We start from the raw sequence: 22,532 nt of genomic DNA, 5'->3' as shown, positions 1-22,532 counted from the left end.
ACCATACAGCAAAATATAGTTCTATATCATTTTCTTATTTTTTTAACTGAAACAGGCGGTAAGTTTCCAAAGTCACTTACCGCCTAATGTTATGGATCATTCATCCATTGGTTTATTCAGTTCTTCTGTTCCAGGAAGTACAAATCGGCCATCTCTTATGATAGTAGCTGTGCTTCCATCCTTAGACACAACAGTAATCTCTCCAAGTTCATCGTAAGGAATTGTAATGTCAGTGTGGCAACTAAAGTAAGCCTTATCTGGCTCTGTCTTTCTCTTTATGGAAATCTCGTTATCCCTAGCTATGATTGCCTTACCATCTGGATTGTAGGTCATAGTATCCTCTTCATAGGAATAGCAGGTATCACCCACTGCAAAGTGAGGGCCTGTCTTTTCTGCAATAAGGATAGGAAGCTTGTCTGCAATGTTGTACTTTCTTGCAACCACATATGCTGTAGTATTTGTTCCAATAGCAAACTCGCCAATAGGAAGAGTCTTGTGGTTGTAGAGGATATTGTCGCTGATATACTTCTTGCCCTCTTGCTGGTCATCAAAGTTAGTACAACCGTATTCTGTAATGCAGCCGTTTTCAAACTTAAGCTCAAGATTCTTGTAGAAAAGGCCATCAAGATAAACACCTGTAACATGAAGTGTGCCTTCAGTTCCAGCAAGAACTGGTGATGTGAATACTTCACCCACAGGGATATTAACATCTGCAACGCAGTTCTCAAAGTTAGTTTCCTTGGAGCTATCCTTAAGTTCATGGAGCATAACCTTCATATCGGTATGGTTGTCACCCATTCCCTTAACGATTACGTACTGGCCCTGATCCAGGCAGTCGATGATCTTCTGCTGGATAGTCTGATAGAGCTTGTAATCAAGTGTGTTTATCTTAACTGTTTCGTCAAAGATTGCCTTGAAGTTATCACCAATGTCAGGAACCGGGAATGCAATGATAGTAAAGCTTCTCTCCTTCATGATGATGTAGTTATTCATAATAAGGCTGTTCTGCACTCTGTATTCGCTGAGCATCTTCTGCTGAGCCTTGGACAGATGTACCGCATCTGCGTTAGCCTCAGGAGAAAATGGAATCTCTCCAAACACTTCTATTACTGCTGGTCCGCCAAAGAGACGAGCCTTATCCTTGTACATCTCACCTGCTGCCTTGGCTGCCTCAAGCTTTCTTGTCACGAAATTATTATCAAGGAAAAGAGCTACATCTTCCTTATGATCATACTCAAGCTGCTTGTTAGGATTTGCTCCATACATGCCAGATCTTCCAGTTGAACTTGTCATCTTGAAAATATTGTCAGGCTCAAGCACGATTGTAGACTTAAGTCCAATCTCTTCAAGGTTTGAGATAGCTTTTTTAACCATTCTCTCAAATCCAAGATTGTAGTGAAGTCCTGCTGTCTTCTTGATAGATATATCCTTGCCAGTCATGGCAAAGCCAATGCGATAGCCTTCTGTATAGGTTGTTGCAAGCTTGTCGATATCTTCCTGTGAAAGAGAATTAAGGTGTTCTGCGGTCTTAATCTCATTGTCAGTAATATACTCACCAAATCTGTACAGATATCTAATATCTGTAAGGTCAGCAGAAAGAACTATCTCACTTACAAAATTCCTGTCAGAATCCACCATTTCTGCAAAATTATGCTGCCTGAATTCCTCAGCGTAGTCACTTCCATACCAGTACAAGATCTTACGAACTTCATCATACTTAGGAAGCGCCTTGTTCTGATCAGCAGAAGCAAAGACTCCGTATACTTCTAAAAAGAGTTCTGTAGCCACAGCAAGATTAAAGATATTCTCCTTGTAAGCTGCTGTTATAAGGCCTCTAAGCTCATAGTAAAGAGCTGCCAGGAGTTTTCCAAACTCCTCACCGAATTCAGCTACTGCAAAGCTTGGATTTGCATAGCTCTTTTTATAGTTCTCAGGAAGGATATCTTCGTAAAGCTTTTTATTTCTATCCTTAAGTTCTTCTAATGTAGCCTTGTCAAAAGATCCATCTTTTATGAATCTATAGTTCTCATCTACCATGAGAAGGAAGTCTTTTACAAAATGGAAGTACTTGTCATACTTCTCATTTGAAAAGTGCTCATCCTCCATACTTGCAAGTCTCTCTACAGAAAGAGCATATCTCTCTGCAAGAACTTCATTTCCAGTTTCAAATTCATAAATTAGTTCTTCGTTGTTACTCATCAATTATTTTCCTTATCTATTTGTTACTATGTTACATTGTTGTTTTGTTTTTATCGAAAATAAAATTACAGGAAGTTCAGCACGATCAGAAATACTACAAATATTACTGCCAGTGAATTCAAGATAATTCCTATATTAGGAAAGAGTTTGAATATATCCTTCTCAAATCTGGACATAATACCAAGCACCAGACCTGCGACAGAAAAAATAGCCGCAACAAAAGCTGCTGCTGCATATTGCATAAGGGCCTGGCCTCCATTGTTATATGTAAAAACCACAGCCAGTATATATGTAGTTACAGAAATACACCCCAAGACGGCACTTAAAATGCCCTTCTCCGGGTGTCTGTTATCTGTAAACATGAATCTGTCTCTGACAGGTTCAAGACGCTTAATGTGAAGTTTGAATTTAGACTTCTTTTTTGACATAAAAAAAATTTACCATGCTTAGATGATTACTTTTTTCCTTGCTGAGAGGAGTTTGCCACCACTTATGATGAGGAGGACTCCTGTAGCGATGCCTGCTACGATTGAGATTACTCCAAATGCTATGTTAAGACCGCCTGTTGCACCTAATACTTTATATGTATGCTCGTCCATATTTCTTACTCCATTCATTTATATTTTTAAAAGAAAATACCTGCATGAATGCCGTTGCATTCTTATTTTGCTCCGTACTCTGCGTAGTACTCGTCGATTGCCTTCTTGATTTCTTTGTTGATAACAACTTCTCCATCGATAGGTCTGTTGTAGAGGTGCTCAACTACATCTTCCATTGTAACGATAGAAGCTGCGCTGAAGCCGTATTTCTCTTTGATCTCATCAAGGGCGCTCATATCTGAATCAAGGCCCTTCTCCTGTCTGTTAAGAGAAACCATAAGGCCAACGATATCGCAATCAGCCTGCTCCTGAATGATTGGCACTGTCTCCTCGATAGATTTACCTGATGTAGTTACATCCTCGATGATAAGAACTCTGTCTCCATCGCGAAGCTTTGTTCCAAGAAGGATTCCCTTGTCGCCGTGGTCCTTGATCTCTTTTCTGTTAGAGCAGTATCTGATCTCTCTTCCGTAGAGTTCGCTGATAGCAGCGCATGTTATTACTGAAAGGGGAATTCCCTTATATGCTGGTCCAAATAAAACATCGAACTCAAGGCCAAATGTATCATGGATTGCTCTTGCGTAGTATTCGCCAAGCTTACGCAGCTGTGAACCTGTCACATAAGCTCCTGCGTTCATAAAAAATGGAGACTTTCTGCCACTCTTGAGTGTGAATTCTCCAAACTTAAGGACATTGCTGTCCACCATAAACTCGATAAACTCTTCCTTGTACCTCTCCATACCCCTGACTCCTTTGTAAAATGAACTAAATGAATTGCTAATATCTCATAATTGTCCTGTCATAATATTTACAACATGCGCATATTATAACACCTCATAGTGACATATACAATTTGAATATGAAACTATTAAAACGCTTACAAATCTAATGAATTATCTGTCCCTTTGGGATATAATTAAGCATGTGGGATAGCCTATTTTTTTATAGGTAAAACAATATTTTATAGGAGGCAGTGTATGAAGAGGAAAAAGTTTTTGAAAGGAGTAGTTTCACTACTCATGGCACTGATGATGGTTCTTACGCTGAACGTTCCAGGCTCTATGGTTAAGGCCGCAGGCGTTTCTGCTACAATCAAGACCATTTATGATGTGCCTGCAGATCTTACAGGCAAGACAGTTATCATGCATACCAATGATATCCATGGTGCTATCAGCAAATATGCCTATATTGCATCTGTTAAGCAGAATCTCCAAAAGAGAGGCGCTGAGGTCATCCTTGCAGACGCAGGTGACTTTAGCCAGGGAACACCTTATGTTAGTACCAGCAAGGGTCTCAATGCTGTAACTATGATGAACGCAGCAGGTTACGATATTGTAACTCTTGGTAACCACGAATTTGACTTCGGCTATTACAAGCTTGTTTCTAATCTCTCTACAGCCAAGTTCAAGGTAGTCTGTGCAGATATTCTTGATGCATCAGGCAATCCTGTTTTCAATCCAAACTACATGTACACAACCAAGTCAGGTGTCAAAATTGGTTTCTTTGGAATGGAAACTCCTGAGACTCTTACAAAGGTAAATCCAGGTCTTATCCAGGGTCTTACATTCCTTAAAAAGGATGACCTTGCAAAATGTGCTCAGGCTCAGGCAGACACCCTTAAAGCTCAGGGCGCAGATATCGTTATCTGCCTTGCACACCTTGGAGTAGATGATGAGTCTGCACCAGATGGACACAGAAGTATTGATGTATACGCTAAGACAAAGGGCATCGATCTTATGCTTGATGGCCATTCACACACAGTTATGACTATGGGCCCCAAGAACGAGCCTGTTCAGTCAACTGGTACCAAGGTTGAGACAATCGGTCTTGTATTTATTGATAACGCTACCAAGAAGATCGAAGACAGATACCTTATAAATCTTGAAGGTCTTCAGGAAGAAGTAACTACAGCAGCCAAGTCAAACAAGATGTTCAAAGAAGTTGACAATACTTATGGTGCTGTATTTGCAAACTCAGACATTAAGCTCAATGGTGATCGTGATCCCGGAAACAGAACTGAGGAAACAAACCTTGGTGATCTTATCACAGATGCTATGCTCTGGAGCGTACTTAGAGCTCCTGGTGCTCTTACAGTAGACAAAGACCACGTTATCAGCATCACAAACGGCGGTGGTATCAGAGCTTCAATTGACGCAGGTGCTGTATCCATGAAGGATGTTAATACTGTTCTTCCTTTTGGCAACACAGTAGCTGTTGTTTACGTAACTGGTGAAGAACTCCTTGAGGCTCTTGAAGCTTCAACCTATTGCACACCTAAGGCAATCGGCGGTTTCCCACAGGTATCAGGAATCAAATTCACAGTAAACACAACAAAGTCCTTTGCTCAGGGTCCTGCTTATCCTGGTTCAACCTATTACAAACCAGCTTCTATAAACCGTGTTTCTATTGATTCCATCAACGGACAGCCATTCGACAAGACTGCAACCTATGCAGTTGTAACTAACAACTTCTGCGCAGCTGGTGGCGATACTTACTTCGTATTCAAGAATGCAAGTGCTCAGTTCGACACAGGTATTCCTCTTGATGAAGCTGTTATGGATTACGTAAAAGAGACACTTGGCGGCAGGATCACATCTGAAGCCTATGGCTCAACAAACGGAAACATCACAATTATCAAGTAAGTAATCGAAAGGCCGGAATATTCGCTATCAATGTGAATATCCCGGCTTATTTATTGTCTTATTTATTCTTATCAGTATTTATCTGCTATAATGCATCTTTACTTCAGCGCATCTGCAATATCTTTTTTCATATCAAGCGCTGCTGCCCTTGCAGCCTCACCGACCTTACCGTCAGCAAATTCCTTGTAGTTATCGCTCTTCCATGCTGCAATTATTCCGCGGGAAGAATTAACGATTGCTCCAAGGCCGTCCTTGTTAAAGAAGTTCACAAGGTCTTTGCCCTTGCCTCCCTGAGCTCCATAGCCAGGAACCAGGATGTATGCATGTGGCATGATGTCTCTTAAAATCTTGCCCATTTCAGGATAAGTTGCGCCAACAACAGCACCAACATTACTATAGGAACCATCCATTGATTCAAGGCCCCATTTCTCAACCTGCTCACCTACATGCTCGTAAAGTGGTCTGCCATCTATTAGTCTGTCCTGAAACTCTCCACTTGATGGATTAGATGTCTTAACAAGTACAAAAATTCCCTTGTCCTCTTTGTTACAAACTGAAATAAAAGGCTTAACTCCGTCAGATCCAAGATATGGATTTACTGTGGCAAAATCTTCCTCAAAGCCTCTAAATACCTTGCCTCCAATCTCTACTCCGCCAAGATGTCCTACCGCATAGGACTCAGAGGTTGAGCCAATGTCGCCTCTTTTTATATCTCCAATTACGTAAAGTCCCTTTTCTCTGGCATAGTCTACAGTCTTCTTAAATGTGATAAGGCCTGGAATTCCAAGTTCCTCATACATAGCAATCTGTGGCTTAACAGCAGGAACGATATCATAAATATTATCGATGATCTCTTTATTAAATTCCCAGAAGGCATCAGCTGCGCCTTCAAGATTCTCCCCTTTTTCACCAAAGCTCTTATTTAAAATCCTGTCAGGAATAAATGAAAGCTTGGGATCAAGTCCCACAACAATAGGTGCCCCAGTGTCAACAATCTTGTCTACCAATTTGGATATCATAAACTTTTCCCTTCCCTGTACGTATTACTACTTATTTCTGCCTGCTCTTGCGACGAAGAAATCATCTATCGCGCCAGTTAGCTTTTCCTTGGACATGGATTTTAAAAGGTACTTCTCAGGCTTAAGAGAAACTACCTTCATAACACTTTCCTTGTCGTCCTTGGCTGTAAGGAAAATAACGGGTAAATGCTTAAGATCCTGATTATTCCTGATCTCTTTTAGCACATCAGGGCCACTCATTACTGGCATCTCATAGTCCAAAAGGATCAGATCAACCGTGTTCTGTGCAAGAAACGAAAGCGCTATCTTGCCAGAACTAGCCATATATACTCTGTACTTGACAGAAAGCCAGGTCTTCATCATTCTGAGCATGGCTCCGTCATCGTCGATTATAAGAATCTTCTTTTTGAGGTTCTCATCCACCGCACTATAATCAACAACAGTATCCAGCTGCTCAGCCAGCATCTTAACATCCAGCGGTCTAAGATAAGTCTCCTGAATCTTCTCTTTGGCAATATAGGTAATACCAAGGCTCAGTTCCTCGTTGTTACCAATAAGGTACAAAAGAAATCTCTCTGAATCGATAGCTTCATTGAGATACTTGAGCACATCAGCATCGTCTATCGTTATATCACCAAGATATAAAAGATAAATAGACGGACGATTCTCTATTGCTTTTATAAGATCTGATCTGGGAGACACACACTCAACCTGGTAGTCTTCCTTCTCAAGACCCTTTGCTATAGCTGTGATCATAAAGCTTTTCTGATTACCTATCAGTAATACTCGCTTATCCATAGTTTTCCCCTTTGATAATGGCGCTATTATTAAAGTACATTCAAAAGACCATCTCTGTCAACAGCCGCAAGAAGCCTTTTGATCTCGGCATGTTTTTCTTTATACTGATCAGGGATCCTGTATTCATCAAGCATTTTCATAATATCATCTGCGCTGTCAAAAAATGATCCGGAGATAAATTCCTTCATTGAACTATAGGCTCCTTCAAGTTCTTCGGGGTCAATTTCCTCTTTTCCCGAATCATCTTCCATTGCCAGAATTTCAAGCTTAGATAAATAACTTCTATACAGGTCCAAAAGCTGCGGCGTAAGATCATGGATCTCATCAACCATGTTATCATTGCCGCATTTTTCCAGGTATTCTGCCTTGTCTCCAAGGTCCACAGCACCAATTGCCCTGGCTGAGCTCTTAAGTCCATGAACATATATAGTGTAATTCTTTATGTCTCCCTCTTTTTCATAGCGTTCAATAAGGCCTGCCCTCTCATTTATGGCCATTCTAAAATCCTTCATTACATTTCTAGCCGCATCAGCAGAGCCGCATCTTTCAACAGCCATCTCAAGGTCAACACCATTTATCTTTAGAAGCTCCTGCATAGCCTCTTTTTCCGTCTCATTTATATCATCAGCATCAGAGACAAAGTCCTTATCCCCAGGTTTAATAACCTTGTCCTGTGGCAGATACATGAGGATCATCTCCTCTAACTTACTAGGATCCACAGGCTTGGACATGTAGTTATCAAAGCCTTCCTGATAGTACATTTCTCTGGAGCCTGAAATAGCATTGGCAGTAAGAGCTATTACAGGAGTATCTATGCTTGCATTATCACTCATCTCCTTCATGGCATGGAAAGTCTGGATTCCATCCATTTCAGGCATTCTGTGATCCAGGAAAATAATATCGTACTTATTTTCTTTTACCATATCTATAGCATCAAAACCGCTGATAGCAGTATCTATCTGGATCTTGGTCTTCTTAAGGAGGCCTTCTATCACTGTAAGATTAGTCTTGGTATCATCAACCACCAGAATCTTGGCTTTGGGAGCATGGAAACTCTCATGGTAGGTCTCCGCATCTCTTATGGCATCTCTGTAGCTGTCGCTGAAATTGCCGATAGGCTCTGGATCCACAACTCTTTGCTTAAGGTCAAAAGAGAAAACGCTTCCCTTTCCATATTCACTCTGAGCGTGAAGCTTACTTTCCATCATGCCAAGCAGGCTGTTAACAATATTGATTCCAAGGCCAGTACCCTCAATAGTCCTGTTTCTCTTTTCATCTATTCTCTCAAAGGCCTCTGAGAGTTTGTCCATATCCTCTTCTTTTATGCCAATGCCGGTATCTGTTACCTTGATCTTCAAAAGAATATAATCATCTTCAAGGTCAATCTCATCGTAGTTATTCTCATCATGAGGCACTTTCTCGTAGTCAACATCAAGGGTAACGCTTCCCTTTTCAGTGTACTTAATAGCATTGGTAAGGATGTTAAGTATACACTGCTTGATCCTGACCTCATCTCCATACAGGACATGCGGAATATTGTCATTCACATTAACGATGAGCTGAAGATTCTTTTCCTTAGCCCTCATAGATGCCATGTTTACAAGATCATTTATCACCGACCTAAGCTCATATTCAACAGGAATGATCTCCATCTTGCCCGCTTCAATCTTGGAGAAATCAAGCACATCATTTATCAGAGCCAAAAGAGTTTTGCCGGAGCCCTGAATATCTCTTGCATATTCGAGGATTGATTCATCCTTACTCTCTCTAAGGATCATCTCATCAAAGCCAAGAACCGCATTTATAGGGGTTCTGATCTCGTGAGAAATATTTGAAAGGAACCTTGACTTAGCCTCATTAGCAGATTTCTCAATTTCAAGCTGATCCTCTATGTTCTGCCTTGTCTTAACAAGGGCTATGTATTCCATGAGCCTGTAAAAGGTCAGATCCACGGCATGATACAGATCTTCTATTTCATCATTGGTATTTATTTCAAGGGCATGTACTTCTGCCACTTTTGCATTTATGTCATCATCTTCTGAATTATAAATATCAGACACTGCCTTGGACAAATCCCTTATTGGCGTCGCTATTCGCCGTTGAGCATAGCGGTTTACAAATACCGACAGTGGAATGACAATAATAGAAATAAGCATGGCAAGCTTTAGACTAAACTGCGCGTTTCTAAAGCCAACATCCACAGAGTATTTCTTTTCCATTTCCATGGACTGCTGACCTTCTATTGCAAGCTTAACGCTGACCTTGCTCTCCAGGATTCCTGCATTTGTAACATGACTAAAATCCTCTATCGCAGGAGGAATCTGCATTCCAGAATCTACAGCATACTTCATGGTAGGTACTAAAGTGTTTGATGCTATTTCCGCTGAAACACCAAGGACAATAGCTTCAAACACTACTATCCTAAGTATTACTCGCTCAATCTTAGACTTTCTGTTAAGTTCATATTTTTCGTCTTCTGTAAGCTGATCCTCTGGTATATAATATTTGCCATTATTTAAAAGTCTCTTATTGCTGGAAGGCGCATATTTATAGTAAAAATGCGCTATAAAGCAGGATGTAAAGCATCCCGGGAGCTCATTTAGAAAACAGAAGGTTATCAGTTTGGGATTTATAGCATCAAAACCTTTCCCTGCTAACAGCCAGAGCACCGTACTCCAGAATACTCCTGTCAAAAACTGCAGAATAACAGCAGTCATAACTGTGGTATACCATTTTTGGAAAACTTTCTTCCTGGCCAGAGCATCAGTCACAATGACTACTACAAGATATATAAATGTAAGATATGAGAAACTGCTATAGGAAAAAGATCTATGAAAAAAGATTATAAGCACAGCCATCATTCCTGGCACTGCCCCACCAAAGGCAGCTGACAGGATGATAGGGATGTACTTAAGTACATAAACAAGACCGGCAACCATGTTGCCTTCATGGGGGATTCTGCCAATCCCCCAGTTATACATTATCGATGCAATTGCCGTAAGTGATACGATAGCTGTATTTACAGCTATTCTCTGCGGCTCGTCATAGGCTCCTAAAAATGCAAAATGTCCAAACTTTTTCTTATTGTTCATTAATTGTGCCTCATAAGAAGACAAGAAAAAATGCATTCCTGCAACACTTAGTTACATGTGACCATCTCTATGCATAGAAAACTTATCCATCGGATAGTTTTCAAGATTTTCTAGTATTTTTCTATCATCAGCCTTAGACAAGAGCTGTTCTCTGGCTTTGGTGATCTCATTGATACTCCTGTGTTTGGAAGGTCCGCCGACACATCCTCCAGGGCAAACCATTCCTTCTATAAAATCTTCTGGAAGCTTACCAAACTTAAGAAGTGTAAGGGCTTTCTTACATTCAAGGCCTCCATGCGCCGCAAGGAGCTTGATGTTCTCAGTATCAATTCCCCTCTCCTGCATGCACTCAATAACTGCCTTGGCTACACCGCCGCTTCCAGCGAATCGCTTTCCAAAGATTGAAGATTCCTGGTAATTGTCTGGAACAGGCTCAAACTTCACATCCTTAGATCTCATGAGAGCCCTTAGTTCTCCGTAGGTCACTACGAAATCCGCATTGTCTTTTACCGATTTATCCTGAGCCTCGGCCTTTTTAGCTATGCAAGGTCCTACAAAAACAGTAACACAGCCTGGTCTTGTAAGCTTTAGATACCTTGATATAGCACACATAGGTGAAATAGTTGAAGACATGTTGTTCTCATACTGCTCAGGGAAGTGCTTTTTAAGCATTCCAATGAATGCAGGACAGCAGGAAGTTGTCATCTTCTTGCCTTCATTGTAAGCCTCAGCCCACTCCAAAGCCTCGTAGGCAGCGGTCATATCTCCGCCAAGTCCTACTTCTATCATGTCTGCAAACCCGAGCTTTTTAAGGCCTTCTCTTATGGATGCCATAGAAATGTCTTCTCCAAACTGCCCCTCAGTTGCAGGTGCACACATGGCGATTACTTCCTTGCCAGCTTTGATTTCTTTGATAATGTCTACCAGGAAGGTCTTGCTACCAATAGCTCCAAATGGGCAGCTGTGTATGCAATGTCCACACTGTATGCATTTATCTTCATCAATCTTGCAATAGCCGTACTGGTCATAGGTTATGGCACCTACCGGACAAGCCTTTTTGCAAGGTCTCTCGAGATGCACGATTGCCGTATATGGACAGGCTGCAGCGCACTTTCCACATTCCTTGCACTTGGCAGGATCAATGTGCATATGGGTATCACCGGGTGTAATAGCGCCAAATTCGCAGGAATTAAGGCAAGCCTTACCCATGCAGAATCTGCAGTTATCAGTAACAGAATAAGCTGAGATTGGACATTCATCACAGGCCGGATCTATTACCTGCACAATATTGGTTGAATCAGGATTGTAGGTAGGATTCTTGGCCATGGCCAGATTGATCCTCTGCCTTACAATCTCTCTTTCCTTGTAAATGCAGCACCTGTACTCAGGCTTGGGACCTGGGATTGTCTTAAGAACAAGCTGCTCTATGTGTTCCTGGTCGTTATGTCCCTCCCACTCAAGGCGACAGACCTCTTCCATTATCTTATGTTTAAAGCTAACAATACTTTCGTCGTTGTTTACCATATATACCCCCTATATCGTTTGACTTCGGTATTTTAGTTACTCTTTTGCTTTATAAGGTTATGATCCTGGCAAAATCAAGATCTTTGGTCTCTCTTGTAAAAATAGTTAGTGACCCCTTGCCCTGTTTGTCCCTGATATGGGGAATGAGCCTTAGCTTCATATCCCTCTCTATTCCCTCAAAGGGCTCATCCATGATAAGAACGTCACTTGGTATGGCCAGAGCTCGTATTATGGCTACAATTCTGCGTTCTTGTTTATATAGATTTCTTGCTGGAACAAATAACCTGTCCTCTGGAAGGAACAGCGAAAGCTCCTCAGCCACCGTCTGCCTGAATATTTTCTTGCTGACCATAGCTATATTGGTGACAGCATCAAGGCTTTCAACCAGTCTATCCTCCTGAAAAACAACTCCTGCATTTATGAAAGGATACTTGTAATCTCCTAAAAGACCTACCTTTCCGCCATCTGGCTGCTCAAGTTTTAGTATAAGACGCATGAGAGTCGTCTTACCGCTGCCCTCAGGCCCAGTTATTACATAGGAATGCTCATCTTCTATGTTCAAGCTAAAGTTCTCAAGAACCTTCTTCTCCCCATAGTTCTTGGAAACATCTTTAATTTCGATTATCAAAACTCTTTTCCTGCCTCTTCAAAATTATGTCCTGTAATAAGTAATTCACGTGATCAAGAAGTATCATTTTGCTTCATGCACAGGATTTAAGACCTGAACATATTCCTGATCTTCTCAAAAGCCATTGGAATATAAATATATCTGATTATATTCCCAGTTGGCATGCGGTAAACCCTCGCAAGTTCCAATAACTCTTTCATATATAATTTCTCCTCCCGTTAGTCTATCTGTACTGAGATTTCAATCCACTAAGTGCTGGCTAAATCCCTTGTTTATCATGTTTGCAAGGTATCCCGCTCCAAATCCGTTGTCGATGTTTACCACGCTCACGCCACTTGCACAGGAATTAAGCATAGACAAAAGAGCTGCCAATCCGCCAAAGGCTGCCCCATATCCCACACTTGTAGGCACTGCAATGACAGGACAGTCCGCAAGACCTCCAACTACGCTGGCAAGAGCCCCTTCCATTCCGGCAATGGCGATGATAGCATTGGCACTCATGATCTCATCCATGGCCTTATTGTCAAGAAGTCTGTGGATTCCTGAAACCCCCACATCATAGAGCCTTACAACCTTATTCCCCAGTATTTCTGCTGTTTTGGCAGCCTCTTCTGCCACAGGAATATCGCTGGTTCCACCAGTTGCAACAACTATCTTGCCAATTCCAGTTCCTGGCTCTATCTGCTGCCCGGCTATTCCAATCCTTGAGAGCTTGTCATAGCTAAACTCAAGATCATCTGCTTTATTAGCTAAAAAGAAGTCCGCTGCCTCAGGATACATTCTGGTTATCAAAACACTCTTTTGCCCATTATCAATAAGCTTCTCGGAAATCTTAAGAATCTGCTCAGGAGTCTTACCCTGTCCAAAAATAACTTCAGATGTGCCCTGCCTTAATCCTCTGTGGATATCTGGTCTTGCAAAGCCCATATCCTCAAAGGGAGCCTTCTTAAGTTCTAAAACCGCATCCTGTATTGTTGTATTTCCATCCCTGACGGACTGTAGTAACTTTTCTATATCTTTTTCTTCCATGCCATCCTCAAAATGTAAAAAATGTGTATAATGTTATTTGGTCTTATGCATAATCATACTTAATATCATTTTATCATAAATCCAGCCAATTCCCCTTGGGATATATCTGAAAATTCTATAAATAGGCGGAGTTGCGCACATAAAAGAATTAAGTGTTTTTATAACAAATGGAGATAACTATGAATATACATCTATGCAAAGGGGATGAAACCCTGGATCAGGCACTTGAGTACATAAACGAACACGATGCAGAAGGCCGCAAATATACCTTCGACAAGGAAGCTGACCGCTGCTACATAGGAGATGAGGCCTTTATAAACGCGCCAGTACTTATCAATTTCAAGAATCAGTACTGGGCTCTACACATTGTGGAATAAGACAATCTGCATATATATTCTCTTTGTGGTTAAAGAGTGGATAAAAGAAATTAAAACAAGAGAATGAAACTAGAAAGTGAACTCACATGAACAGCATAAAGAAATTTTTTAAAGACTATTTTTCACAAAAAGATTTTGTTAAACGCCTTATCATCATGAACATCGGCGTTTTTCTTATGGGCTTTTTCCTGTCATTTCTGATAGAGGTGAACCTTGGAACTGACCCCTGCACCTTTATGAACCTTACCTTATCACGATTCCTTGGCTTAAGCTTTGGAAACTGGCAGCTTCTTTTAAACAGCTGTCTTTTCATCCTGGTGATTCTCTTTGGAAGAAAGCTTATTGGTTTTGGAACCATTGCAAATATGGTATTTATCGGATACATCGCAGACTTCTTCTGTATGGTCTGGGGAAAAACTATTCCTGAACATGTATTCAAAGAATTTCCTTCAAGAGCTATTGTCTTTGGAATAGCACTGGCAATGTTCATCTTTGCTGTTTCTCTGTACATAAACGCCAACATGGGCGTAGCACCCTACGATGCCATCCCACAGATCATTTCAGAAAGGGTCTTAAAGAAGGTTCCCTTTGCAGTTATAAGGATTGCCTTTGATTTTACTGCAATCATAATCGGAATAATCTTCGGTGGCATTCCCAACATTGGCATGATACTCATGGCCCTCTTCCTCGGCCCAGTAATAACCCTTGTAGGCAAATTCCTCAACAAACACGTATTCCACCTGTAAGCCTCCGCTCCGCCCCGCTTAATAAGCGTGGCACTCATTCAGAAAGTTTTTTTCGTCGGCTCCAGTTCGGATATTCATGGGTTCCTGACAGATGCATAAGAATTCTACGGTTCAGAACTCGCCCCAGGGCAGCGCTTGCGAAGCGTCCAGTTTCCTATGCGAGTCTTAGATGGCAAATGCAATTTTCTAATGTTTCCACAGCAGTTTTTCCCGCGCGTGCGAAGCGTTGTCTGAAGCAGGACGGGGCTAGTTATCTTAATAAGAAAATGCCATTTGGCGCATCGCGCCATAAAGAAATACGACATCAACTTCTTCAAGCTCGCTTGAGAGGATTGATGTCGCATTTCTTGTATACGCCCGCATTGCGGGCTATGGCATTTTCTATTGTAATGTTCTTTTCCGTCCTGCAAGTTTACGCTGCAGCATGCGCATTGAAAGAAAAACTGCGGAAACATCTAAGAAAATCTGCATTTGTCAGTGACGAGCACTACGGGAACTGGCGTGAGTAAAAAGCTGCCCCTTGGCGCTCGAACATGTTGAACCGAAGCAGAATTCTTATGTACTGTCAGGAGCCTCATGAATAATTCCTCCTATGCACAGACGAAAAAAACTTCCATGAATATCGCTTCCCGCTTAATAAGCGGCTCGGAGCGGTATTTATCTAACCAGTATTACTGGATTGGTGTAAGCATTGAGAACATGGCATCTGTCTGGTCGTCGATAAAGCTTGTTGTTCCGATAGCCATCATGTAATTGCCCTTCTGGATGTTAACCATCTTGCAGAAATAGCCTAAGCCCTGAACCTCACCTGTGACCTTGAGAACTGTGTGGTTTTCTCCTGCGATTTCTTCCTCTGTGATCTCAGTCTTTACATTTTCAATTCCCTGACCCTCAAGCGCCTGAATAACTGATGGCATGCTCATTGTAATAACTGCCTTCTCATCAAAGAAAGCATTAGCAAGCATTACATTCTGCTGAACAGTTACATTTACAGTGTTACCAGTTTCGTTGTAACCAAGAGCAACGATCTGAGCATCTCCGCTCTCAAGTGCCTTGGCAACAGCCTTGTTATCTGTCTCTGAAAGAACATCTGTAGCATATCCGTAAACTGTTGAAAGCATCTCTTCATCAGCGAACTGATATCCGTCCTCAAGAGCGATCTGAAGTCCAAAGTACTCGTTTGTGTAGTTAGTTCCGTCTACCTTACCAAGTGCTGGAATTGCGTTTTCTTCAAGGTCAGCCTCAAGTGCCTCTGCGTCCTCTACTACCTCATCAGCCTGAGCCTCAACTGAATCCTCTGAGCTTGCTGCATCAGCGCTCTCTGTAGTCTCCTCTGTTGTAGCCTCTACAGTAGCTTCTACAGAAGCCTCCTGTGTTGTTGCATCTGCAGTGTTAGCGGAAGTACATGCTACAGCTGAAAATGCGATTGTCATTGCCATAAGAGCAACAATGATTTTCTTCTTCATAATATTCTCCTTTTTCATAAACATATTGTTCTATTTTTTGGTGACAAAGCCATGACCCCAAAAATAAAACGACAAAAGCTAGATTACCAAAACAAAAAGATAAATGCAACCACAAATACAGTATCCATCACATTTTGCACAATCTTTTGCTTTTGGAACCATCTAAAAAGAATACAATAAAATAATAGAAATGTTGCAAATATTTACTATATTAACGAAATTATATATAGAGCAGTTTTCATGCCGCTTTTGGGAACAACAATTTACGGAATATTGATATTTACTATGCTGAAATAAATTTTCATAAAATTTTAATGATTTATCAAGGCAAAGTATGTTTACTTTTTCTATCGTTGTTATATAATAAACGCATTAAATGAAATTTTGTTCTAAAGATTAACGGTTGAGGGGCCATTACTAATCTTTATTAGTCGTTTCATTTAATAATTTCTTATGAGATGGAGGAAACAGAATAATGAGAAGTTCCGCTAAGGCAAAAAGAGGCATGAGCCAGGGCTGCATCGAAATCATGTCAGACGTAATCAAGGCAAAGGAGCAGAACCTATCATATGGCAAGTTCAAGGCTCTTGACATGTTAGGAGCCGGCAGCATGCAGGACGAAGGTTACGAATCAGAGTACCAGGTGTACACGGACAACATCGTTCGCAAGAAGGAGCACACTGAGACCAAGAAGGCCGTTGCTTTCGTTAAGGTCAGAGCATAAATCTAGTTTTACAACTGAATATTGATGATAAAAGCTCATGGATTTCACTGAATCCATGAGCTTTTTTACAAAATATTGCTAAACAGAGGCTCTATTACTTCTGCACGCTGATCCTGTCATCACCAGCAAGATAACGAAGAAGAGCCTGTCTGGCATGGTCCTTGTCAGTGGCCTCAACGCTTACAGTAAACTGATAGGTGTGAAGCTTGAGTTCTTCTTCCTGACTTCTCCTCTCAGCTTCCTCAAGAGATTTCTCCTTGGTATCTTCACTAGTCATCTCCATGATGTCAGCTACTGCGAATTTCCTAAACAGTTCCTTGTGAGCCTGATCAGTCAGGAACTTATCTATCAGCATCAGGGTATTTCCAAGATTGAGATATTCACCGTGAAGAAACTTCTCCATGTCCATAAGGTCAGTTTCTGTCTTGATCCTCTCCTCGTCCCATTCAAGCTCTTTATTCATCATCTCCCTACTCTGACCTTCATGGTTCTTTTGCCAGTCAAGGAGATACCACTTCCATATCTGAAATCTCTTACTGTTAACATCCTCATCACTAAGTTCAGCCATCTTCTGGCAGGCATGTCTTACGCCTCTAGAAACAAGGTCATCTGTAGTATTCTCTACCTCATAGGTTCTCTCACTTACAACAGACTTCTTCGCATCATTGAGAATCTTAAGTCCCATATTGCCATCCACAGCCTTCTCCATCAAAAGAGAATAGTCTCCCTGGCGCGCAATAACAACAGGCCTCTCAGAGAGTATAGTGTCCCTAAACTCTTTAAAGGTCTTAAGTGCGTCATCATATTGGATGTACTTGAAGGTTTTGCTCATTATTTCTCCAATTTCAAAAATTATTTACGGTAGAGCTCTAGCTTTTTGAAATCATCAATTCTGCAAGGCCTTCCGTAGAAGTACCCCATAAGGTCAGAAACGGGATACTGTCTGGCTATTTGAGCCGTTTCCTCGTCCTCAATTCCTGTAAAGCAGGTTCTGATATGCAATCTATGCGTAAATGAGGTAATAGTCTCAATAACATATTTATTGGTCATATTCTTGTCTATACCATCAGTAAGCGCAGGTACAATGTTCACAAGATCTATAGGAAGGTGCCTGACATAATCAAGTGAAGCAAAATCTGTAACATCAAGTCCTATCCTGACTCCACAGGATTTAAGGAACTCAACCTGGCTCTTTAAATGTTCCATGCTAAGCTGTCTGCTACTCTGAGTTAATTCTAGACAAAGTCCTGTAGCAGGGTACCCTGTCTTCCTTAATATGTCAATGAGCGTCGTTCTAAACTCAGACCTTTCAAGTTGCATAAAGGCCAGATTAACGCACAAATAGAAATCTTTTTTATTCATTCTGATCTCAAGGCAGTCTTTTAAGGCATTTTCAAGGATCCAGTTTCCCAGATTGTAAAAGACCTGGTCCTGTTCAAGCCATGGCACAAACTCCGAGGGAGATACCGCACCAAATGGCTCTTTTTGCCATCTGACAAACACTTCCATCCCCACAAGTCTGCCGTCGACAGAGGAAACAATAGGCTGATACTCCAGATAAAAACCGTCCATGCCGTTAATAACACTGTTTCTAACTGCGTCCACAAGATCAATGTTGCTCTTTTTGTTATCAAGCTCATCATTGTGGAAAATGATAAGGTTTCCATGCCTTTGAGTCTTTGAAAATTCAAGAGCATACTTGGCACTTGTGTAAATTGAATGTTCGTCTACCTCAAAGTCAGCGGCCAGAATAACTCCGCCTCCAATCTCAGCTCCCACCTTCTTGCCGTTTATAGCAAGCGCCTCTCTCGTAAAGGCTCTCATGACCCCATAGAATTTTTTTATCTCATCTATGTCCATGGTGTCCGTGATAACAGCCAGAGTGGTTCCTTCACCTCTATACACCTTGCCTCTGTCAGCACATTCTGCTATGAGCTTTTTGGCAGTAGCTCTTAATATATTGTTACCTATCGAATATCCATAACGCCTGTTGATATCACCAAAATCTATGAAGGTGATCATGAGGATGGCATATATCTTTTTCTGAAGCTTTAGTTGCCTCATGTGATTAAGCATCTCATAGTGGTTTGGTAAAAGAGTTATGGGGTCGTTGTTATCCACAATTCCCTTGTTGATTATTGAGCAGGCATAAAACACCGGCTTACCCGCATAGTCTTTTATCACAACCCCTCTGCAGGAGCACACCACGTACTCCCCATTCTTATTCTTGGCTCTGTACTCTATATTAGGGTTAACCTTTTTTCCGGCATATACAGCCGTCAGGTATTCATTGTAATTTTCCCTGTCGTCAGGATGGATGCGGTTATCCCACACTGTCGACGCATTGTAAACATACTCCCCAGTAAGACCAAAATAATCCACAGCATTTAATGACCATCTGGAAATATTCTTTTCCATGTCATAAACGAACACATACCGGCTTCTGGAAGTTACCGCAAAGGTGTCAAAAATCCTGTTAATAGTATCGTATGATCCTCCAGCCATAGCTCTCCTCTTTTGTCATTCCCCCAAAATCATTCCATTATGTCTTTGGCTGTGACGCTTCCCGTCCCGCTCTCCTGCGCGCGTCTTGCCTTTAACAGCCTCTTGTTATAGTACATGGCATCATCTGCCTTTTTAACAACATCCTCAAGCTTGGAGCCATCCTCAGGACATCTTGCATAGCCTGCACTGATGGACACCTTTAAAGTGATATCTCCGATTACCACATCTCTAGCCACATTCTGCCTCATACGGGCAATCACACCCTCGTAGAATTTCTTGTCATGAGTTCCGTGAATAACAACTACAAACTCATCTCCGCCTATTCTGAAGGCTCTATCCTTCTCTCTTATGCTGTTCTGGAGTCTCTTGGCTGTAATATTAAGGAGCCCATCTCCAGTCTCATGTCCGTAGGTATCGTTGACCTTCTTGAAATCATTAAGATCCATATAGATAATGCCGTAAGGAAGCTTTTTCTTGGACAGTTCCTCCATATGCTCATGGTAGCTTCTTGGGTTATAAAGATTTGTAAGGGCATCTCTGTAGGATAAAACCTCAAGTTCCTTGGCATTGGCCTTCATGTTCATATAAGCATACATGAAAAGAGCTGACAAAGCGCTGATAATAAGGGCAATCAGAAGGACGATAACAACCTCGTAAATCTTCATCCAGGAATTTATAGGGGCAATATCCAATGTCCAAAAGTCGCCGCCCACGGTACTGATCATGGAGCCTACAGGAGCAGCCAAATTTTTGTCAGAACGCTCTACAATTACCCTATTCTCGCCTGTTATGGTATTATTCCCCACAAGTTTAAAGTCATAGCCTTCTTCTGCAAGGCCCTTGAGATTAACATCTGACATAAAAAGAGACTGATCTACAGTAACAGTAGCAAATCCCCAGAAAGAACCATCTCTTAAAAAGACAGGTCTGGTGATGATAATACTTTCTTTTCCATCATTCAAAGTCGCAGGAGCTATGATAACAGCCACCTGGCTCATCTTACTGTAATCTGCATAGACACCAAATCTGGAATCATTAAAAAAATTAGTTCCCACATCAAGACTTGATTCTCTTGGGAAAACATTGCTTACAATTCCGTCCTTGGCAAGAGAGATATCCACAATATCCAGATAATCATCGAAGAGAGCTTCTGAGATCGTATTAAATTCGGTCTCAGTAATTTCTCCATTACTTCCTTGTATCTGGATTTCGTAAACTCTTGTTATATATTCTCTGTTGTTAATTTCAGCTTCTATCCTGTCCGCAATAGAGTCCGCTATAAAAGACGCCCTTTCCTTGCGTGAATTGGACGTACTGATCAGATAGAAAGCCGCAATGGCAGTTGTGATAATAAGTGTGATGACAAAAGTAATTAAACTAAAAGATATGCTTTTTTTCTTTGACATTTTACCCTCTGACACGCTTACGCAAACAACTAAATGACAATTTTTGAGCCATATATAGTTATTATATCACACTTTAAGTTAGAAAGCCGACAAGGGAATATCAAGTCAAAGCTTAATTATGGTAAATCCTATACAGATCAAAATCATTATGCTCTATTCCATAGACTCCGAGATATTCCATCCCCAGATTATAGTTAATACAATCATTTTCCGTAACCGGCCAATTGTTTAAAGTATATAAGAACCATGCATTGTCATAATCGCTTGATAGATCGAAGTCTTCAACATATATCAGCCTGTCTTCCGGGAAATAAAACTTATACACAAATCCCATAGCTCTATAATTGTATATAACATAATCATTCTCACCGAGATTATCCTCAAAAAACTCCATAGTCTTGTCGGTATATGAGCTCTTGTATTCCTGTCTGAAGCATTCCTTGTACTGAACAGCACCGCTAAAAAGCATAAACAGCACAAACAAAATAACTAGATATTTTGCTTTACTCTTCAGTTTATCAGCACATACAATTCCGACGTATGTTGCAAGCAGGCCCAAGGCCGGTAAGACATACTGATCACGGTAAATAGGCGATTTTGTAAGAGAGATCAAAACTCCGGAAACAGTTGTCGCTGTAGGAACAAGCATACATAATATCGCAAATCTGATTCCTTTTTTCTTAATTCCCATACATGCCCAAACAAACACGATTGTCAGAAGGATCAGATATGCAATCTCTGCACCTTTCACCAGTTCAAGCCCAAACGTCCAAGTTAAATAGCTTTTTAGTACTTCACCTGTTATCGGTGGTATCCAATAGTTCTCCCTTACACTGGTATATTGTTTTACAAAGCTTGGAAGCCAGGGAGTATATCCTATTAGCAATACGAGGGAGCATATAAGCCATTTTTTTACCAGCTTTTTCTTGCTGATAAGAATTGCCACTAACAAAAAGAACATGGCAAAGCATACGCTTACAAATGCAAAATAATGCGTATACGCAGCTCCCAGCACTCCTATTCCCATATATATCCAGTGTTTTATATCTTCATGGATATATGCTCTGTATGCCTCAATTCCAGCCAGTGTCACAAAAAACAAGGCAAGAGAGTACATCCTTATCTGTACGGCAAATTCCATAGTGCATGGAAGGCATGAAAGAAATAATATGGATAGAAAGGCATGTGCCTCACCAAATTCTTTCTTTATAACTACTCCCATGTACACCAAAATTGCAGCCATAGGTAAGATGGCCGCAATCTTTTGTATCTGTATATTCTGGGGACTTATTAATTCGAATATCTTAGCGTAGAAGTAATATAGAGGTGGATGGACATCCTCAGCTGTCTTCTCAACTATTCCTTTCAGATCATATCTAAGAAGGTCAAATGTAAAAACTTCATCAGTCCATACATTTTTATTAAAAATCAGGCTGAAATAAAACTTTCCCAAATCGTCGGACTATAGGTTAAGCCCCTAAATCCGCGGTTTGTTACTTCAATTGTCAGAAAATGAGTGCACCAAAGGCAAAAATCCTTGGTAAACCGCATCATTTTCCCTGATTTTTACTGCACTTTGACATCAGATTTTTGTAAAATGGGACAAAGAAAACTTGATTATATAGTCCGACTATGGTATAATAGGACTATATAAAAAGGAGGCTTTCTTATGCCAGTTCCAGCAGATATCCGTGCAGTTCCCAGACCAGTGAATACTATTGTAGATGACAGTGGACGTGACGGCCCTAAAAGGTACGCCGTTAGAGAAAGAGCATCCA

At 41.0% G+C, this 22,532-nt stretch carries 19 protein-coding genes; 4 read left to right on the top strand and 15 right to left on the bottom strand.

The window, feature by feature from the left end; genetic code table 11:
- Window positions 1–96 precede the first annotated feature (96 nt).
- The 4 genes from BLO53_RS15570 to pyrE form a co-directional block, all read right to left on the bottom strand.
- Window positions 97–2,199: an aminopeptidase gene (locus BLO53_RS15570; protein ID WP_092063634.1), complete on the bottom strand. Its 2,103-nt coding sequence runs from the start codon at window positions 2,197–2,199 to the stop codon at window positions 97–99.
- 65 nt (window positions 2,200–2,264) lie between these two features.
- Window positions 2,265–2,627 (bottom strand): DUF6142 family protein, encoded by a 363-nt coding sequence (locus BLO53_RS15565; protein WP_092063631.1) that lies wholly within the window; start codon window positions 2,625–2,627, stop codon window positions 2,265–2,267.
- Window positions 2,628–2,645: 18 nt separating this feature from the next.
- A complete protein-coding gene (locus tag BLO53_RS19310; protein WP_026488205.1) occupies window positions 2,646–2,798 on the bottom strand; it encodes a hypothetical protein in 153 nt (50 codons plus the stop codon).
- Window positions 2,799–2,860: 62 nt separating this feature from the next.
- The gene (pyrE, locus tag BLO53_RS15560; RefSeq protein WP_092063628.1) at window positions 2,861–3,538 is read right to left on the bottom strand and encodes an orotate phosphoribosyltransferase; all 678 of its coding nucleotides are present in this window, start codon (window positions 3,536–3,538) and stop codon (window positions 2,861–2,863) included.
- Between the two features lie 237 nt (window positions 3,539–3,775).
- Between pyrE and BLO53_RS15555 the strand changes: the two genes are divergently transcribed.
- A complete protein-coding gene (locus BLO53_RS15555; RefSeq protein WP_092063625.1) occupies window positions 3,776–5,440 on the top strand; it encodes a bifunctional metallophosphatase/5'-nucleotidase in 1,665 nt (554 codons plus the stop codon).
- 98 nt (window positions 5,441–5,538) lie between these two features.
- Here BLO53_RS15555 and pyrF read toward each other — a convergent pair whose 3' ends face one another.
- The 6 genes from pyrF to larB form a co-directional block, all read right to left on the bottom strand.
- Window positions 5,539–6,459, bottom strand: coding sequence for an orotidine-5'-phosphate decarboxylase (gene pyrF / locus BLO53_RS15550; protein WP_092063622.1), 921 nt, complete (start codon window positions 6,457–6,459; stop codon window positions 5,539–5,541).
- Between the two features lie 27 nt (window positions 6,460–6,486).
- Complete coding sequence (locus BLO53_RS15545; RefSeq protein WP_092063619.1) at window positions 6,487–7,257, bottom strand: response regulator; 771 nt, start codon at window positions 7,255–7,257, stop codon at window positions 6,487–6,489.
- Window positions 7,258–7,286: 29 nt separating this feature from the next.
- A complete protein-coding gene (locus BLO53_RS15540) occupies window positions 7,287–10,349 on the bottom strand; it encodes a hybrid sensor histidine kinase/response regulator (RefSeq protein ID WP_176757315.1) in 3,063 nt (1,020 codons plus the stop codon).
- A 51-nt stretch (window positions 10,350–10,400) separates the two neighbouring features.
- The gene (locus BLO53_RS15535; RefSeq protein ID WP_092063613.1) at window positions 10,401–11,873 is read right to left on the bottom strand and encodes a 4Fe-4S dicluster domain-containing protein; all 1,473 of its coding nucleotides are present in this window, start codon (window positions 11,871–11,873) and stop codon (window positions 10,401–10,403) included.
- A 49-nt stretch (window positions 11,874–11,922) separates the two neighbouring features.
- The gene (locus BLO53_RS15530; protein ID WP_092063610.1) at window positions 11,923–12,501 is read right to left on the bottom strand and encodes an ABC transporter ATP-binding protein; all 579 of its coding nucleotides are present in this window, start codon (window positions 12,499–12,501) and stop codon (window positions 11,923–11,925) included.
- A gap of 240 nt (window positions 12,502–12,741) precedes the next feature.
- Entirely contained in the window at window positions 12,742–13,530 is a 789-nt protein-coding gene (gene larB / locus BLO53_RS15525) for a nickel pincer cofactor biosynthesis protein LarB (RefSeq protein WP_092063607.1), read from the bottom strand.
- A 179-nt stretch (window positions 13,531–13,709) separates the two neighbouring features.
- On the opposite strand from larB, the gene BLO53_RS15520 reads away from it, so the two are divergent.
- A complete protein-coding gene (locus BLO53_RS15520; protein WP_026488198.1) occupies window positions 13,710–13,907 on the top strand; it encodes a hypothetical protein in 198 nt (65 codons plus the stop codon).
- Window positions 13,908–13,993: 86 nt separating this feature from the next.
- Window positions 13,994–14,653, top strand: coding sequence for a YczE/YyaS/YitT family protein (locus BLO53_RS15515; RefSeq protein WP_092063604.1), 660 nt, complete (start codon window positions 13,994–13,996; stop codon window positions 14,651–14,653).
- A 671-nt stretch (window positions 14,654–15,324) separates the two neighbouring features.
- Here the strand turns inward: BLO53_RS15515 and BLO53_RS15505 are convergent.
- Window positions 15,325–16,119 carry a hypothetical protein gene (locus BLO53_RS15505; RefSeq protein ID WP_092063598.1) on the bottom strand — a complete coding sequence of 265 codons (795 nt, stop codon included), beginning with the start codon at window positions 16,117–16,119 and terminating at the stop codon, window positions 15,325–15,327.
- A 475-nt stretch (window positions 16,120–16,594) separates the two neighbouring features.
- Between BLO53_RS15505 and BLO53_RS15500 the strand changes: the two genes are divergently transcribed.
- The gene (locus tag BLO53_RS15500; RefSeq protein WP_092063595.1) at window positions 16,595–16,843 is read left to right on the top strand and encodes a hypothetical protein; all 249 of its coding nucleotides are present in this window, start codon (window positions 16,595–16,597) and stop codon (window positions 16,841–16,843) included.
- 94 nt (window positions 16,844–16,937) lie between these two features.
- On the opposite strand, the gene BLO53_RS15495 is transcribed toward BLO53_RS15500, so the two are convergent.
- The 4 genes from BLO53_RS15495 to BLO53_RS15480 form a co-directional block, all read right to left on the bottom strand.
- Window positions 16,938–17,675, bottom strand: coding sequence for a hypothetical protein (locus BLO53_RS15495; protein WP_092063592.1), 738 nt, complete (start codon window positions 17,673–17,675; stop codon window positions 16,938–16,940).
- A 20-nt stretch (window positions 17,676–17,695) separates the two neighbouring features.
- Window positions 17,696–19,348, bottom strand: coding sequence for a sensor domain-containing phosphodiesterase (locus tag BLO53_RS15490; protein WP_092063589.1), 1,653 nt, complete (start codon window positions 19,346–19,348; stop codon window positions 17,696–17,698).
- A 29-nt stretch (window positions 19,349–19,377) separates the two neighbouring features.
- Window positions 19,378–20,754, bottom strand: coding sequence for a sensor domain-containing diguanylate cyclase (locus BLO53_RS15485; protein WP_092063585.1), 1,377 nt, complete (start codon window positions 20,752–20,754; stop codon window positions 19,378–19,380).
- 112 nt (window positions 20,755–20,866) lie between these two features.
- A complete protein-coding gene (locus BLO53_RS15480) occupies window positions 20,867–22,207 on the bottom strand; it encodes a glycosyltransferase family 39 protein (RefSeq protein WP_092063581.1) in 1,341 nt (446 codons plus the stop codon).
- Window positions 22,208–22,532 lie beyond the last annotated feature (325 nt).

It is taken from the genome of Butyrivibrio sp. INlla14 (genome assembly GCF_900102515.1).
Taxonomy (GTDB): domain Bacteria; phylum Bacillota; class Clostridia; order Lachnospirales; family Lachnospiraceae; genus Butyrivibrio.
This window is presented reverse-complemented; position numbering and strand designations above follow the sequence as displayed.

Excerpts from the sequence above, each read along its gene's own strand:
- pyrF (WP_092063622.1), bottom strand. The coding sequence starts at position 6,459 with ATGATATCCAAATTGGTAGACAAGATTGTTGACACTGGGGCACCTATT.
- BLO53_RS15505 (WP_092063598.1), bottom strand. The coding sequence starts at position 16,119 with ATGAAGAAGAAAATCATTGTTGCTCTTATGGCAATGACAATCGCATTT.
- BLO53_RS15570 (WP_092063634.1), bottom strand. The coding sequence starts at position 2,199 with ATGAGTAACAACGAAGAACTAATTTATGAATTTGAAACTGGAAATGAA.
- BLO53_RS15495 (WP_092063592.1), bottom strand. The coding sequence starts at position 17,675 with ATGAGCAAAACCTTCAAGTACATCCAATATGATGACGCACTTAAGACC.
- BLO53_RS15540 (WP_176757315.1), bottom strand. The coding sequence starts at position 10,349 with ATGAACAATAAGAAAAAGTTTGGACATTTTGCATTTTTAGGAGCCTAT.
- BLO53_RS15545 (WP_092063619.1), bottom strand. The coding sequence starts at position 7,257 with ATGGATAAGCGAGTATTACTGATAGGTAATCAGAAAAGCTTTATGATC.
- BLO53_RS15520 (WP_026488198.1), top strand. The coding sequence starts at position 13,710 with ATGAATATACATCTATGCAAAGGGGATGAAACCCTGGATCAGGCACTT.
- larB (WP_092063607.1), bottom strand. The coding sequence starts at position 13,530 with ATGGAAGAAAAAGATATAGAAAAGTTACTACAGTCCGTCAGGGATGGA.
- BLO53_RS15485 (WP_092063585.1), bottom strand. The coding sequence starts at position 20,754 with ATGTCAAAGAAAAAAAGCATATCTTTTAGTTTAATTACTTTTGTCATC.
- BLO53_RS15500 (WP_092063595.1), top strand. The coding sequence starts at position 16,595 with ATGAGAAGTTCCGCTAAGGCAAAAAGAGGCATGAGCCAGGGCTGCATC.
- BLO53_RS15565 (WP_092063631.1), bottom strand. The coding sequence starts at position 2,627 with ATGTCAAAAAAGAAGTCTAAATTCAAACTTCACATTAAGCGTCTTGAA.
- BLO53_RS15515 (WP_092063604.1), top strand. The coding sequence starts at position 13,994 with ATGAACAGCATAAAGAAATTTTTTAAAGACTATTTTTCACAAAAAGAT.
- pyrE (WP_092063628.1), bottom strand. The coding sequence starts at position 3,538 with ATGGAGAGGTACAAGGAAGAGTTTATCGAGTTTATGGTGGACAGCAAT.
- BLO53_RS15490 (WP_092063589.1), bottom strand. The coding sequence starts at position 19,348 with ATGGCTGGAGGATCATACGATACTATTAACAGGATTTTTGACACCTTT.
- BLO53_RS19310 (WP_026488205.1), bottom strand. The coding sequence starts at position 2,798 with ATGGACGAGCATACATATAAAGTATTAGGTGCAACAGGCGGTCTTAAC.
- BLO53_RS15555 (WP_092063625.1), top strand. The coding sequence starts at position 3,776 with ATGAAGAGGAAAAAGTTTTTGAAAGGAGTAGTTTCACTACTCATGGCA.
- BLO53_RS15535 (WP_092063613.1), bottom strand. The coding sequence starts at position 11,873 with ATGGTAAACAACGACGAAAGTATTGTTAGCTTTAAACATAAGATAATG.